Here is a 14,139-nt window from a genome sequence, read left to right as displayed (position 1 = left end):
TGCATAGGAGAGAGAAATTATTTCCTGCTAACGTAATCGAAATTTCCTTCTGCTGTCTACTAGACTTTCTAGAAAACCGCCTAGTCTACATGATTTCCCGTTAAAAATCCATTTCCGGAATAAACGCTACTTTCGATGGAATGATGGACAAAAAAGCGAATCGACTAGGGGAAAGATTTGTTAAGATATTGAGCAATGGGGAAGGGAATGGATTTCAGAATACGAGTATTCAAAGTTGTGTTCTGGTTTACGATCAATACCATCCTAGGGACGATGAATTCGCTGTTAGTCGCTCACAATTCTCCATCCCCTTTTTGGAAAGTATTTTTGGCGACCCAAGTTACTACTCATTCGGTTTGTTCCATCGTGGAATTTGCCGCGGAATTCATTAACGGCAAAAAATGGGGGCCTTTTAGCACCGGAGCTTTCTTAGTAATCGCATCCGGTTTTGCCGCCGTATTCGGCGTAGCTGCGGGAGGAATACTCCACGTCATTTTACTTGCAGGGGACGGCTTGGAAAGGCCGCACGGCGGTTCTTATAATATTCTTTTAGGAAGTTTAATCTTAGCGATATTTATTTCATTTCTTGAAAAGTCCATGCAACTGCTGATAGAGAGAAAGAAGAAGACCGAATCCGAATTAAAGGACATTCAATATCGAACCTTACAGAATCGGATGGATCCTCATTACCTGTTTAATACGTTGAATACGGTTCATGCCCTTCTCGTTACCGATCCTAAAAAAGCGGACGATGCCCTGATTATCCTGGCAGACACGTATCGTTTTTTATCAGATAGAATTTACGATCGCTTAATCCCTTTTGAGGAAGAATGGAAATTTACCGTTAATTACTTGGAATTACAGCGTCTTCGGTTTTCGGATTCGCTCATGGTTCAGACTCGGCTGACCGGGGATTTTTCTAGACTCCGCATCCCGCCGTTAACTTTACAACCGCTCGTAGAAAACAGCTTTAAGCACGGACTGGAATCCTTATCGGAACCGGGTAAGCTGGAATTATTCGCGGAGACAGCCGACGGAAGAGTGCGGATAACGATCGTCGATAATGGAAAAGGAAAACCGGCAGTAACCGGGGTTCCGATAGAGAGAAAAAAATCGGAATTCTCTAGAACTTTGGAGAATATTCAATCTAGGCTAGAATATAATTTCGGAAAAGCAGAGCTAAATTTGGAAAAAAGATTGGGAAAGAATACTCTATTATTGGAATACGAGGCTCTATGATGGGCGAACTTTATAAAGTTCTTGTCGTCGAAGACGAGGTCCCTGCGAGAGATTTACTTAGAAACTATTTGCAGCATTGGAAAAATTGCGAAGTTTCCGGAATTGCGCGGACAGGAGTTCAGGCAGTCGACCTGCTTTCCAAAGGCGAGTTTGATCTTGTTTTTCTGGATATTAACCTTCCGGAAAAAACCGGGCTCCAGGTTTTGGAAGAATCGGGATCTTCGATGCCGGTCGTGATTTTTACTACAGCTTATAGAGAGCACACTTTAACGGCCTTCGAAGTCGGAGCCTGCGATTATCTTTTAAAGCCGTATTCAAAAGAGAGATTCGACGTTTGCATGACAAGGGCCATTGAACAATTAAGACTACGGGCAATTTCAAAGCAAAGGCCGGAAGGAGAATCCGATCCGGTACTGATTTTCAGAGAGAAGGGCTTGATTCATCGAGTGCTTTCGTCCGACGTTTTTTATTTAACTGCAAACGGGAAACATTCGATATTACATACGAAAAACGGAGATTTCGAAACTCCTCGATTATTGGGCGATTTCGAAAAACAACTTTCTAAAGACGATTTCCTTAGAGTCCATAGGAAATACATCGTCAATAAGACCTTTATCGCCGCCACAAAATCCCAACCGGGAGGTTCATATTCACTTTTTCTAAAGAACGAAGACGAAACAAATCTCCCTGTAGGACGCGAGTTCGTGGAAAGAATCAAGCAGTTATTTAAGAAATAATCGCTTCGATCAGAGTTTGTTATTTTAGAACTTTATCCGATTACTTTCACCAAGGAATTTCCTTCTTATCGCGTAAGAATTTTCCTCGAGGGCCGTCGTCTGCTAGGAGCGCCGCCCAGACTATCGTTTCCGCACCCTGTTCAATGGATCGGGTTGCGCCGGCTCCTCCCATATCGGTTCGAACCCAACCCGGACAAATCGAGTTTACCTTAATATTCCCGCTTCCGGCTTCGGAATCCAGAATTTTAGTAAGAGCATTCAATCCCGCCTTAGAGATTCGATATGCAGCGTAGCCGGGTCCCATATCGGACAATTGCCCCAATCCGGAACTTACATTAACGATTCGACCGAATTTATTCCTCTTCATAACAGGAAGAATTTCTTTCGCTAATAAGTAAGGTCCGATAAGATTCGTTTCTAAGGTCTTATTTAAGTTTTGGAGGGAAGAGGTCTCGATGTTTCCGCTATCCAAATAAATTCCGGCATTATTCACCAATATATCGATTTTGGAATGTTTCTTTAATACTTCTTTCAGAAATTTCTGGATCGAGTTCGGATCGGCCACATCCAACTCCCAAGCTTCACCAGAACCGCCTTTCTCTTCAATTTCATTAACCGTTTTTGCCGAGTCGGAACTCTTTCTTGAGCAACAAAGCACATGAACGCCGGATGCCGCGAGCTCCTTCGATACCTGCTTTCCGATTCCTCTGCTTGCTCCGGTTACAATCGCGATTTGCTTGCTCATAGAGTATTCCTCACTTTAAGATTAAATTGATGGAATATCCGAGATATGAAACAATTATTTTGGACGAATCTATAAGCTTTTCGAATTCGCGAAAGGGTCCCGGGTGATTGCGGACTTCACAGAAAATAAGAAATTTAAGGCCGGATTTAGATCCGGTTTGTCAATAAATTAATGCAGATGGCGATTCGAAGTAAAAAACCTCGTAATCCTTTTTATCTAGATGGAGTATGCCGAAAAATTTATTTTAGGTGATCGTTTTATTAATTCATTTAATAAAAATCTTTATCGGTAAAAAATTATTCAAACTTTAGTAATGCGGATTTGCTACACTCCGTCGTATTATTATAAATTACCGATTCGAGTTTGTTAAAACAGATGTCCAAAATTAGGACGCTCAAGGTTCTAAACCTGGCTGGTGCGAAAAGGAATTTGACCTAACTTAAGAAAAGATTGTTGTTCGGAGGACAATTCACATGAAGAAGTTAATGTTGATATTGAGTGTTTGGGTTCTTTGGTTGTATGCCACAAGAGGTTATTCGACTATAGGAAATTTCAGTTCACTCGAAGAATGCCAAGCCGCAACCAAGGCGGATGTCGCAGGAGTTCTCAAATGGAGAACTGAATGCAAGGAAACAAAATAAGATAGGTCGAAAAATTCCTTAGAGGCGCCATGAGTTTCAAGACAACGCCGACTAAGATCAGATTTTATCAAAAAGACCACTAAGTTCCATATCAAGATTGCCTGAACGAATTCCGCTTTGGGCCTCTTCTTTTCTAAAATTCTCTTACATACAAGGATCTAGTCCCGTTTGCTCGGAATTCTTTTTTTGAAATCGTTTCCGAAATGGAATCGCGATGAGTAATTTAGGCGATCCCGTCCGACCTGTGGTTCGGATAAGCTCGCTGCGGCCGTATTGGCTTGTCGAGGAGTAGCAACTCACGAGGCTTGCAGAAGTTAACCGCGGTTGAGCGATTTTAAACCAGCTCTTAAGAGTAGGTAGTTATACGCTATGGGTAAATTTCACCAGATAGCCTTTAATCCGGAGACTTTATACTTTTTCATCATGGAATCTTTTGAAATCAAAGTATATTTTTTGGAAATACATTGCCATATAATCATTCTGTCAAAGGGATCCTTGTGAAAACTCTCCTTCAATTTATGGTATAATAAAGCTTCTTCAGGGCTAAGTTCAATGGAATTAATATTTAATTTTTCAAGATAGCTTAAGATATCTTCTGGCTTTATACCGGAGAGGCTAAGTTTTCCTAACCTAAACTTTAAGGATATTTCCCACAAAGAAATTGAACTAACAAAAATTCGATTATCTTGATTTTCGATAATCTCAATAACTTTCTTGCTTAATTGCTTTGAATCTCCAATAACCCACAACAAAGCATGAGTATCTAATAAATAAGTCATCGGAGATTAAGGAATTCTTCTTCGGATATACTAAAATCCTTAGAAAAAGAAATCTTAACTTTTCCATCAAGAATGCCAACTTTTCTTTTTAAGCCTGTTCTTTTCTCTATGGGAACAATCATTGCGACGGGCTTCTTATCTTTACCGAAAAGAATGCCTACTTTTTCCCCATTTTTAACATACTCCAAAACCTCGGAAAAATGAGATTTAAGTTCACCAACGGGAAAGGATTTCATACTTTAAGCCTTGACGTAAGTTAACAACTTGTCAAGATAAAATGAAGGAAATTTTCTCCGGTTTTTAGGCTATTTTTACCTTTGCCGGTTAACTTACTCTAGACGAAAGCGGTCCATCGGGAATTGCTGAGTCAACTCCCGGACTCCGCCTTTTACTTTTTCTATCGTCTTGTGATCGTTCGGATTTTCCAAGAAGTCGCTTATCAAATGTCCGACTTTTTCGATATCGGAAGGTTTAAGCCCGCGTGTGGTGAGGGCAGGTGTTCCGAGTCGAATTCCGGAGGCGACTGCCGGAGGATTCTTGTCGAAAGGAATTGCGTTCTTATTTACCGTAACACCGATCTCGTCCAATCCGTCCGCTGCCTGGGCTCCGGTAAGGCCTTTCACGGAAACATCCAGCAAAACCAAATGGTTGTCGGTTCCGCCGCTAACGACTCTAAAGCCGCGTTTCACGAAAACTTCGGCAAGCATTTTCGCGTTAGCAAGAACGGTTTCGATATAAGTCTTATATTCGGGCGCTAAAGCTTCTCCGAAAGAAACGGCTTTTGCCGCAATTACGTGCATGAGAGGTCCGCCTTGGATTCCCGGAAACACTCTAGAATTCAGAATTTTTTCATTCTCGCTAGTCGAAAGGATCAAGCCTCCTCTCGGGCCTCGCAAAGTTTTATGAGTCGTAGTGGTTACATAATCGAAGATACCGATCGGCGAGGGGTGATAGCCGGTGGCCACTAATCCGGAAATATGCGCGATGTCGGCCATCAATTTGGCGCCAACGCTTTTTGCGATTTCTCCGAATTTAGCGAAATCGATCGTACGAGAGTAAGCGGAAGCTCCGGCGACGATCAGCTTCGGTTTATGTTCTTTTGCTAATGAAGCGATCGAATCGTAATCTATAGTTTCAGTTTTTGGATCCACTCCGTATGGAATGGGCTTATAATATCGACCGCTTATGTTCACGGGTGATCCGTGAGTTAAATGCCCGCCATGCGCCAAATTCATTCCAAGGAAGGAATCACCGGGTTCTAGTGCGGCTAGAAAGACGGCCATATTCGCTTGTGCCCCGGAATGAGGCTGGACGTTTGCATATTCGGCACCGAATAGCTTTTTAGCTCGATCGATTGCAATGGACTCGACGGCGTCGGCGTTCGCACAGCCGTTATAGTATCTTTTTCCGGGATAACCTTCCGCGTATTTGTTCGTAAGAGTGGAGGTATATGCCTCTAGAACCGCCCGGGATACGAAGTTCTCCGAAGCAATCATTTCCAGGTTTTCTTCCTGGCGCTTATCTTCCGCCTGGATGGCTTTAAAGATTTCAGGGTCCTGTTGTGGAAGGTATTTCATCGGTTCCTCGGTGATATTTCTTTACGCGCCGATCTTAACGTTCGCCGGTGATGAACTCCAACGAGACGTACTTTTCTTGAAATAGCTTATTAGCTTCAAGAATCACGCTTTTACGAAAGGATCGGCTTATCCTAGTACCCATATTTTTTACCCCCAGATAATCCGCAAATAAAAGGGTGAGGTCCTGTTTGAATTTTGCCTCGGAGAAACGTTTAGGAAGGGACGTGACGAATTCTTTGTGCGCTCTGCCGCTTCGATATTCAGGTTCCTCGGGAGGATGGGGGAGCAAATCGGAAACGAGCTGGATCAACCTGGAATCTAAAATAAGCGTGCCGTGTTGGACGATGCAATCTTTCTTTCTGAATTGAGCGTTCCCGGAGATTTTCCTCCAGGCTAAATCGCTTTCCTCCAGGGCAAGATCCGATTTTCCCATCGATTTACTTTCAATTCCTTGCAATGATAATGCATGAGATGCGATTCCAAGAAGGATTTTATAAGAATTCCCGACGGGAAAGAGTTCCGGCTTCTCTTTGATGGAGACGAACAAACTAAAATTTAAATTCCAACCGGGTTCGTGTACGACTGTGCCTCCACCGCTCGCTCTTCTTGCTAGATACGGCATCGCATCCTTGCTAGGTTTTTTCGGTAAACCGCGAGTCGAAGCGAATCTAAGAAAAGATTCAACCATGTCTTTCCCGACGGTGACACGCGGATCTTCGGATAAACCGATTATGACAGAACGAGGACTTTCCCAAAATCGGATTCCGCCTCTATAACCCTCCGCTATGAGTCGCAACGCCAAAGCTTCTTCCAATGCGAGATTATAATACGGGGTACGGAGCGACCGTTGATCCAGGAGAAAGGTTTGCATTTGCAGAATAGAACCAAGTTAGAAGTAAAAAGTCAAAATAGCAAGCATTGCTTTTTTTCCATCGACGCCGACTATAAACAAGAATCGAATTTCTATCCGGATAATCTTCTATTCGTACTTTTTTGATTCGTTCTTCAGTAGAACTATGCGCAATTTTCCGGAGAGCGAGAATGTAAGACCGTCGATAACCTTTCCGTTCGAGTTAAAATCCTGACGGATAGGAGATAAGAATTTATGGATCATTCCTTGGAATCGTAATATTTGGTAGAGGCTTCTTTTAGGAATTTCTTTTCCTTCCTACTTAAAGAATGCATTCCGTCTCTGGAAATTTTTTCCAAAAGACGGTCAACTTCGTCCTTCGCTTTTTCCCGACTGTGCATTTCCTCCTGCCAGCGCTTCATTTTCCTTTTTTGAAACCAGCGAGAAAGGGAGAAGGAAGGTAAGCTAAATCCCAACTTGTATTTTAATTTATTATTATAAAAGAAATACAAGGCTCCGAAAAGGGCACCTCCGGCATGAGCCGTTACTGCAACGCCGCTGGACGAAGAGGTGAACCCGATTAAAAGCAGTAGAATCAGGACGAAATATTTGGCTTTAATCGGAAAGATCGCGAAGTAGTATAATTCTCTGTTAGGCCAGATCAATGCGAACGCGATTAGGAGTCCGTATAAGCCTCCCGAAGCTCCGACGATTGTTCCTTGTGGAAAGCCCAAAAGATGGGCAAACAAAGGAAGGATTCCTCCTCCGATACAGGAAACCAAATAGAATTTTAGAAAATTCTTACTTCCCCAATATGCCTCCAAGGTCGAGCCGAACATCCAGAGCGAAAGCATATTAAAAAGTATATGAAAGATAGAATTCGGATCATGGAGAAAGGCGTAGGTAAGGACCTGCCATACGAAAAATTTATGGAGTACGAAATCGGGTACTAACCCGAATATTCCCAGAAAAAGACCTAGAATTTGCGGAGAGGCTAATTTTAGTATAAATTCTAAAACGAAAACTCCCAGGTTCAAAAAAAGAAGCCTGCGAACTACAGGAGTAACTTCAATGCCGAATCCACCGGAGTAGTATGCCATACCCCTCCTAGTTTTCTCAAATCCGTTCGGTAGACAACCTAAATCCCGATTTTTGTTTCCTTTGACAGTCAACAGCCGGTTTGGTACCTGTTCCTATTAGAGTGGAAATTCAGCTGTACGGCGTCCGTGGATCGATCCCTTCCCCCTTGCGGACCCCCGAATATAGGGAAAAGATTTTAACGATTCTTAAGATGGCGGAAGCCTCAGGGGGTAAAGCGTTTTCTTCCCCAGAAACTTGGCTGGAAACCTTACCCGATTACCTGACTTTCGTAACGGGCGGGAATACGACTTGCATTAAGGTCCGCTCTTCCTCGGGCGATTCGGTTTTAATAGATATGGGCACCGGTGTAAGGGTATTGGGGGATGAGTTCATTCAAGGCGAATTCGGAAAAGGAAACGGAGAATTATCCATTTTCTTCACTCATACTCATTGGGACCATATTCAAGGAATACCTTTCTTTAAACCTCTTTACATTCCGGGAAATAAATTCACGCTTTATTCTCCGAGTGAAGATTTAGAGGACCGGCTTTATTATCAGCAAGAACCTAGATTTTTTCCGGTATCTTTCGAGCGATTTGCGGATCAATGTAGCTTCCGTCATCTTAAAACCGAGGAAACCGTCCTGATCGGCGGAATGAAGATCGAATGGCTTCCGCTCAAACATCCGGGCGGGTCGGCCGCCTACAAGTTTACTGAAAATGGGAAAAGCTTCATTTTTGCTACGGACGCGGAATATACCGGAGAAGATTTGCCGCTGGTGGCGCGGCAGAAACCCTTTTTCTTAGGAGCCGATTTGCTGCTTTTGGATTCGCAATACACCTTGGATGATTCATTTCAGAAATTCGATTGGGGACATACTTCCTATACGATGGCGGTTAATTGTGCGTCGAACTGGGAAGTTAAGACACTTGCTTTGACCCACCATGAACCTGCGTATTCGGACGAAATTTTGGCCATCATCTTGGATGACGCCAAAACCCATGCTGAAAATCTTGGTACCAAGGACCTATCCATTATCCTAGCTCGGGAAGGAATGAAATTCGAACTCGTATGACTCTTTTTAGCGACGGAATCCATCGGACGACCAAAATCCTGCTCGGGATCGCCTTGGCAGGCGGATTGTTTTTCGGCTATATACTTTCGGAGGTGGACGAAGGGGGGGAGCTTGCAATGCTTGCTTCTTATCAACCTACGACTCCGACCCGTCTCTATGATAATAACGGAATCGTATTCGCCGAACTGTATCGTCATAAACAACAGCTGCTCAAATACCAAGATATTCCTCCCCATGTAGTACAGGCGTTCTTGTCCGTAGAAGATAATAATTTCTTTAATCACTTCGGAATCGACTTCATGGCGATCAGTCGCGCGGCCATCGTGAACGTACTTTCAGGAAGGATCAAGCAAGGCGGTTCGACATTAACCCAGCAGCTGGCCAAAACGGTCTTACAGAATAGAAAGAGATCGTTTATCCGTAAGTTCGTGGAAGCCCTCTTTACGCTGCAGATCGAGCAGGAATATTCTAAGGAAGAAATCCTCGAAATTTACTTTAACTTAATATATTTAGGGCATGGAACTACCGGTTTGGCATCGGCAGCGGACGTGTATTTCCATAAGGACGTAACGGATTTGGATGTTGCCGAGGCCGCTTTACTCGCTCGCTTGCCTAAGGCTCCCGTGGACTATTCTCCGTACAAAAATCCGGCCGCCGCCAAGCGCGCTCATTTGGAAGTTTTGAAATTAATGGCAGGGCAGGGATTCATTCCCGCGGATAAGGTTCAATTCATTCACGACGAATTTTGGGAAAAATATTGGCCTGTCGTAATTACTCAATCACCCTCACAGTCGACTTGGGGAACCAAGTTGAATCGAGCTCCGCATTTTACGGAATTCGTAAGACAGAAATTATTAAAAGTATTGGGCGAAGATCGGCTTTATAACGGCGGACTGAAAATTTACACGACCCTCGACGTCCGAAAACAGGAAATCGCTCAGGAAGAACTTCGTAAGGCGCTTAAAAAACACGATGATCTCGTTTCAGGTGTAACGGTTAATTACGCCGGCGGGGCCGATCGAGGGCTTGTGGGCTTATATGGACTTTTAGGTTCAGTTTTTCCCGTGGGAGTTCCTTTCGTAAGTAAACTGGACGACAAGGCGAACTTCCGAGTTGCGCTTGAAAAAGAGCTGATCGATGCCGCCGATTTACTGACGCTACTTACACCCGAGGCCGACAACGAATCAGCCTCGTTTACCGAATTTCAAAAACGATCCGCAATATTCGGAAAGAACCTTCACGTGGAAGGCGCCGCGATTACGATCGATCATACGAACGGCTATATTCAAACGATGGTCGGCGGATACGAATTCACTCCTAAGAATCAATTTAACAGGGCCGTGCAAGCTCGACGACAAACCGGCTCTTCGTTTAAACCATTCGTTTATGGCGCTGCAATTGCCGAGAGAGTGGTGGGCTCCGGAACCGGTATTATGGACGCCCCGCTTACTACTTTGACGGAAGAGGGAGAAGGCTGGTCTCCTCAGGATTTCGACGGAGATTTTCAAGGGATGGTCCCTCTTTCGAGAGCTCTATCCCTTTCGCTTAATATCGTGTCCGTGCAGGTTTTCCTGAGAACGGGCGCCGATGCGGTCATAGATTTCGCATCTCGTTTAACAAAGGCTGATAAGAGTCGTTTTCCTTCCAGTCCGGCGCTTGCGCTCGGAATCGCGGAGTTGACTCCTTACGAGATGGCGGTCGGGTATTCGATTATCGCAAACAAAGGCAGGAACGTGATTCCTTTTGCCGTCCGGTACGTGATAGACCAATCCGGAAACGTAATTTATAACGAAGAAGAGAAAGTTCGACAGGAGTTGGAAAGGGAGAGGGAAGACGGATCCATACAAGTGATCAGCGAGGGGACTTCCTATATTCTCCGTCGAATGCTGATGATGGTTGCGATGGCAGGAACTGCGACCGACGGATTAAGAAATCCTGAAAAAGGAAATTATAAAGGCTTTGCCGCAGGTAAAACCGGTTCGACTTCCTCGTTTACCAACGCTTGGTATTGCGGATTCGATCCTAAGCTGACGACGGTGATTTGGATGGGCTTCGATAAAAGTTCGATTTCGTTAGGAAGAGGACAAGCAGCATCGGTCCTCGCAGTTCCCATCTGGGGAAGAATGTACAATAGATTCTACGGTGGGCAAGGATATCCTAATTTTGGAAACGAACACGGCGAGGACCTCCCACCGGACGAGGTCCAGGGGGGTGGAACCTGCGCTTATAACGGGCTGACTCCAAAACCGGGAGTTTGTCCGATGACGCAAAATTTAACCTTAAAACCTATTACAGTCGCCGGAGTAACGAAGTCCGTTCAAGGAAATCGACAATGTGACGGCGACCGCGATCATCATCGATCGATCGATTTCCGCGAATTCTTACAGCAAGAATATCAAATTAGCGATGAAGAAATCGGGAAAACCGAGAGGAAGTTTAAACCTAAAACGGATTAAGGGGACTCAAGCGATCTATTTTCGGTAGTTTAAGCTCGGTCGAGATTGAGTTCGCTTATCCTTTGTCATAGTTCAATCATCTTTCGGTTGGAATTTTTTTTCCGATGAAGGCCGGGAGTTGATGGAAATCCTCTTTGCCGGTCGATATTTTACCGTCGAATTGAATAGGAAGAGGTTATTTTCATCAAAACACGGTTTTGCCAAGAACCGCTTTACAGAATTTTTCGGCTTACGGAAAGTGAAATGGAGGCGGTCTCGGAATGGGACGGATAACTGCCTCCGCAGGATCAAGATGTCGATAGAGATCAAGGTTCCCGAAATGGGCGAATCCATTACGGAAGCTACCATAGCAAATTGGGTTAAAAAAGAAGGCGAACGAGTAGAACAGGATGAAGTCCTCGTAGAACTGGAAACCGATAAGGTGACCATGGAAGTCCCGGCCCCGTCGGCGGGAGTCCTCCAGAAGATAAATAAAAAGCCCGGGGAAACGGTTAAAATCAAGGAAGTCATCGGACTTATCGATCCAGCCGCCTCCGCCTCAAGCTCTCCTTCCCCATCCTCCTCTTCTCCAGAAACAGCCAAAACCACCTCAGCACCGATAACAAATAACGCAGGCGCCGCTAACGAAACTCTTCCACCGGCCGTTAGAAAGTTGATCGATGATAACGGTTTAAATCCGGCTTCAATCCGTGGTACCGGAAAGAACGGGCAAATTACGAAAGAAGACGTATTAACGTCAGTCGCCAACAAGGCGACTAATGTGACGGCAATTTCTTCTACCCAGTCACAACCGGTAAAAGAAATTCCTAAGGCGATTCCGGTCGCAAGCAGAGGAAATCTACCTCGCGAGAACGTCGTTCCTATGACCAAGCTTCGCCAGACTATCGCAAATCGTCTGGTTTCCGCGCAACACAACGCGGCGCATCTAACGACGTTTAACGAAGTGGATATGAGCGCCGTGATGGATCTTAGAAATAAATATAAGGATAAGTTCAAAGACGCTCATAATATCGGATTGGGATTTATGAGCTTCTTCACGAAGGCTGCGATCGGCGCGTTGAAAATTATTCCGGCCATCAACGCCGAAATTCGCGGAACGGATACGGTTTACAAGAATTATTATGATATCGGAGTCGCCGTGGGAGGACCGAAAGGCCTCGTAGTTCCCATCGTTAGAGACGCGGATCTGCTAAGTTTTGCACAGATAGAATCCGAGATAGCCAGACTCGCCAATAAGGTAAAAGACGGCAAAATCGAACTTTCCGAAATGGAAGGGGGAACTTTTACGATTTCAAACGGAGGAATTTACGGATCGATGATGTCGACTCCTATCTTGAATCCGCCTCAAAGTGGAATATTGGGACTTCATAATATAGTAAAGCGTGCCGTCGTCGTTAATGATCAGATAGTTATTCGTCCGATGATGTATTTAGCTCTTTCCTACGATCATAGGATCGTGGATGGAAAAGAGGCGGTAACTTTCTTGGTTAAAGTAAAAGAAGCGATCGAGGATCCGACTCGGCTTCTTTTGGAAGTATAGGGAATCGATAGAAATGGCGGAAGAATTCGACGTATTAGTTATCGGTTCGGGCCCAGGTGGATACGTAAATGCGATCCGGGCCGCTCAGTTGGGATTAAAAACCGGAATCATCGAAAAACGAAAAACGCTAGGAGGAACCTGCCTAAACGTAGGATGTATACCTTCCAAAGCGTTATTGGACTCTTCGGAAGAATACCATAAGGTTCTTCATAAAACCCAGGACCACGGGATCGGAGTCGGCAAGGTGACGCTCGATCTCAATAAGTTGATGGAACGTAAAAATGTGATCGTTAAGGAAGTCACCGACGGCGTCGACTACTTGATGAAAAAGAATAAGATTACTCGTTACGAAGGCTTCGGAAAATTATTAGGCGGGGGAAAAGTAGAGGTTTCTCTTGCCGATGGAAAAAAAGAAACTCTATCCGCGAAGCATATCGTATTGGCGACCGGATCCGTTCCGATCGATATTCCTAGTCTTCCGGTGGACGGAAAAACAATCATTACTTCGGATCATGCGATCGATCTCCGAGTAATCCCGAAAAAACTCGTTATCATAGGCGCCGGCGTAATCGGACTCGAATTAGGATCGGTTTGGCAACGTTTGGGGGCCCAAGTTACTGTCGTTGAGTTACTACCCGGTTTATTAACCAATGTGGATAAATCCTTCGGGAATTTACTTCAGAGAAGTTTGGAAGGCCAGGGGTTCAATTTCTTATTCGAGCATAAAGTCTTAGGTGCAAGTTCAAGTAAAAACGGTGTGAAAGTTAAAATTGCCGCACCCGGCGGCAAGGAATCCGAACTGGATGCCGATGTCGTTTTAGTGGCGATCGGACGCAGGCCATTCATCGAGGGGATCGGATTGGAGGACGCAGGGGTCCAATTAACCGAAAGGAAACGCATTAAAGTGGATTCCCACTTTCGGACGAATATTCCGGGCATCTATGCAATCGGCGACGTGATCGACGGTCCGATGCTAGCTCATAAGGCCGAAGAAGAAGGAGTCGCTCTAGCTGAATTAATCGCGGGTCAATCCGGTCATGTGAATTATTTAGCGGTTCCCTCCATAATGTATACTTGGCCGGAATTGGCTTGGGTCGGGAAGGGAGAAGAGGAACTTAAAGCCGCAGGTGTCGAATACAAAACCGGAAAGTCTTTATTTAAGCCAAATGCAAGAGCAAAAGCGATGAACGAGGCCGAAGGCCAAGTCAAGATATTGGCGGATAAAAAGACGGATAAGATTTTGGGAGCCTTTGTCTTCGGGCCTAGGGCCTCGGACATGATCGCCGAATTGGCGGTTGCGGTGGAATTCGGCGCTTCTGCCGAAGATATTGCAAGATCGTTTCATGCACACCCTACCTTATCCGAAGTTGTAAAAGAGGCGGCAATGGCTGTCGATAAGTGGGCGATTCACGCATAGGGA

At 44.8% G+C, this 14,139-nt stretch carries 13 protein-coding genes; 7 read left to right on the top strand and 6 right to left on the bottom strand.

The annotated features are described in order from the left end of the window. Window positions 1-195: 195 nt before the first annotated feature. A complete protein-coding gene (locus LEP1GSC050_RS07305) occupies window positions 196-1,239 on the top strand; it encodes a sensor histidine kinase (RefSeq protein ID WP_010570586.1) in 1,044 nt (347 codons plus the stop codon). After that, entirely contained in the window at window positions 1,236-1,976 is a 741-nt protein-coding gene (locus LEP1GSC050_RS07300; protein WP_020987608.1) for a LytR/AlgR family response regulator transcription factor, read from the top strand. The genes LEP1GSC050_RS07305 and LEP1GSC050_RS07300 overlap by 4 nt, the downstream gene beginning before the upstream one ends. A 46-nt stretch (window positions 1,977-2,022) precedes the next feature. Here the strand turns inward: LEP1GSC050_RS07300 and LEP1GSC050_RS07295 are convergent, their stop codons facing one another. Further along, window positions 2,023-2,721: an SDR family oxidoreductase gene (locus LEP1GSC050_RS07295; protein ID WP_010570584.1), complete on the bottom strand. Its 699-nt coding sequence runs from the start codon at window positions 2,719-2,721 to the stop codon at window positions 2,023-2,025. 473 nt (window positions 2,722-3,194) lie between these two features. Here LEP1GSC050_RS07295 and LEP1GSC050_RS20945 point away from each other — a divergent pair, with 473 nt between their 5' ends. After that, window positions 3,195-3,362: a hypothetical protein gene (locus LEP1GSC050_RS20945; RefSeq protein WP_020987294.1), complete on the top strand. Its 168-nt coding sequence runs from the start codon at window positions 3,195-3,197 to the stop codon at window positions 3,360-3,362. Window positions 3,363-3,742: 380 nt separating this feature from the next. On the opposite strand, the gene LEP1GSC050_RS07290 is transcribed toward LEP1GSC050_RS20945, so the two are convergent. From LEP1GSC050_RS07290 to LEP1GSC050_RS07270, 5 genes are all read right to left on the bottom strand, one after another. After that, entirely contained in the window at window positions 3,743-4,141 is a 399-nt protein-coding gene (locus LEP1GSC050_RS07290; RefSeq protein WP_010570583.1) for a type II toxin-antitoxin system VapC family toxin, read from the bottom strand. After that, window positions 4,138-4,377, bottom strand: a complete 240-nt coding sequence (locus LEP1GSC050_RS07285) for a type II toxin-antitoxin system Phd/YefM family antitoxin (protein WP_010570582.1) — start codon at window positions 4,375-4,377, stop codon at window positions 4,138-4,140. Before LEP1GSC050_RS07285 ends, LEP1GSC050_RS07290 begins: the two co-directional genes overlap by 4 nt. Before the next feature lie 93 nt (window positions 4,378-4,470). Continuing rightward, entirely contained in the window at window positions 4,471-5,718 is a 1,248-nt protein-coding gene (gene glyA, locus LEP1GSC050_RS07280; RefSeq protein WP_010570581.1) for a serine hydroxymethyltransferase, read from the bottom strand. Between the two features lie 34 nt (window positions 5,719-5,752). Beyond that, window positions 5,753-6,589, bottom strand: coding sequence for a lipoate--protein ligase family protein (locus tag LEP1GSC050_RS07275; protein ID WP_010570580.1), 837 nt, complete (start codon window positions 6,587-6,589; stop codon window positions 5,753-5,755). 239 nt (window positions 6,590-6,828) lie between these two features. Then, a complete protein-coding gene (locus LEP1GSC050_RS07270; protein ID WP_010570579.1) occupies window positions 6,829-7,668 on the bottom strand; it encodes a rhomboid family intramembrane serine protease in 840 nt (279 codons plus the stop codon). A 101-nt stretch (window positions 7,669-7,769) separates the two neighbouring features. On the opposite strand from LEP1GSC050_RS07270, the gene LEP1GSC050_RS07265 reads away from it, so the two are divergent. The 4 genes from LEP1GSC050_RS07265 (at window position 7,770) to lpdA (ending at window position 14,136) form a co-directional block, all read left to right on the top strand. After that, a complete protein-coding gene (locus LEP1GSC050_RS07265; RefSeq protein ID WP_010570578.1) occupies window positions 7,770-8,723 on the top strand; it encodes an MBL fold metallo-hydrolase in 954 nt (317 codons plus the stop codon). Then, window positions 8,720-11,179, top strand: coding sequence for a penicillin-binding protein 1A (locus tag LEP1GSC050_RS07260; protein WP_010570577.1), 2,460 nt, complete (start codon window positions 8,720-8,722; stop codon window positions 11,177-11,179). The genes LEP1GSC050_RS07265 and LEP1GSC050_RS07260 overlap by 4 nt, the downstream gene beginning before the upstream one ends. Before the next feature lie 292 nt (window positions 11,180-11,471). After that, complete coding sequence (gene odhB, locus LEP1GSC050_RS07255) at window positions 11,472-12,719, top strand: 2-oxoglutarate dehydrogenase complex dihydrolipoyllysine-residue succinyltransferase (RefSeq protein WP_010570576.1); 1,248 nt, start codon at window positions 11,472-11,474, stop codon at window positions 12,717-12,719. A 13-nt stretch (window positions 12,720-12,732) separates the two neighbouring features. Next, entirely contained in the window at window positions 12,733-14,136 is a 1,404-nt protein-coding gene (gene lpdA, locus LEP1GSC050_RS07250; RefSeq protein ID WP_010570575.1) for a dihydrolipoyl dehydrogenase, read from the top strand. The last annotated feature ends 3 nt before the right edge of the window (window positions 14,137-14,139 follow it).

The sequence above is a fragment of the Leptospira broomii serovar Hurstbridge str. 5399 genome, from assembly GCF_000243715.2.
Taxonomy (GTDB): Bacteria; Spirochaetota; Leptospiria; order Leptospirales; family Leptospiraceae; genus Leptospira_B; species Leptospira_B broomii.
Note: the sequence above shows the minus strand (reverse complement) of the source record. Positions and strands in the feature narration are given on the sequence as shown.

Excerpts from the sequence above, each read along its gene's own strand:
- LEP1GSC050_RS07295 (WP_010570584.1), bottom strand. The coding sequence starts at position 2,721 with ATGAGCAAGCAAATCGCGATTGTAACCGGAGCAAGCAGAGGAATCGGA.
- lpdA (WP_010570575.1), top strand. The coding sequence starts at position 12,733 with ATGGCGGAAGAATTCGACGTATTAGTTATCGGTTCGGGCCCAGGTGGA.
- LEP1GSC050_RS20945 (WP_020987294.1), top strand. The coding sequence starts at position 3,195 with ATGAAGAAGTTAATGTTGATATTGAGTGTTTGGGTTCTTTGGTTGTAT.
- LEP1GSC050_RS07270 (WP_010570579.1), bottom strand. The coding sequence starts at position 7,668 with ATGGCATACTACTCCGGTGGATTCGGCATTGAAGTTACTCCTGTAGTT.
- odhB (WP_010570576.1), top strand. The coding sequence starts at position 11,472 with ATGTCGATAGAGATCAAGGTTCCCGAAATGGGCGAATCCATTACGGAA.
- LEP1GSC050_RS07275 (WP_010570580.1), bottom strand. The coding sequence starts at position 6,589 with ATGCAAACCTTTCTCCTGGATCAACGGTCGCTCCGTACCCCGTATTAT.
- LEP1GSC050_RS07285 (WP_010570582.1), bottom strand. The coding sequence starts at position 4,377 with ATGAAATCCTTTCCCGTTGGTGAACTTAAATCTCATTTTTCCGAGGTT.
- LEP1GSC050_RS07300 (WP_020987608.1), top strand. The coding sequence starts at position 1,236 with ATGATGGGCGAACTTTATAAAGTTCTTGTCGTCGAAGACGAGGTCCCT.
- LEP1GSC050_RS07260 (WP_010570577.1), top strand. The coding sequence starts at position 8,720 with ATGACTCTTTTTAGCGACGGAATCCATCGGACGACCAAAATCCTGCTC.
- LEP1GSC050_RS07290 (WP_010570583.1), bottom strand. The coding sequence starts at position 4,141 with ATGACTTATTTATTAGATACTCATGCTTTGTTGTGGGTTATTGGAGAT.
- LEP1GSC050_RS07305 (WP_010570586.1), top strand. The coding sequence starts at position 196 with ATGGGGAAGGGAATGGATTTCAGAATACGAGTATTCAAAGTTGTGTTC.
- glyA (WP_010570581.1), bottom strand. The coding sequence starts at position 5,718 with ATGAAATACCTTCCACAACAGGACCCTGAAATCTTTAAAGCCATCCAG.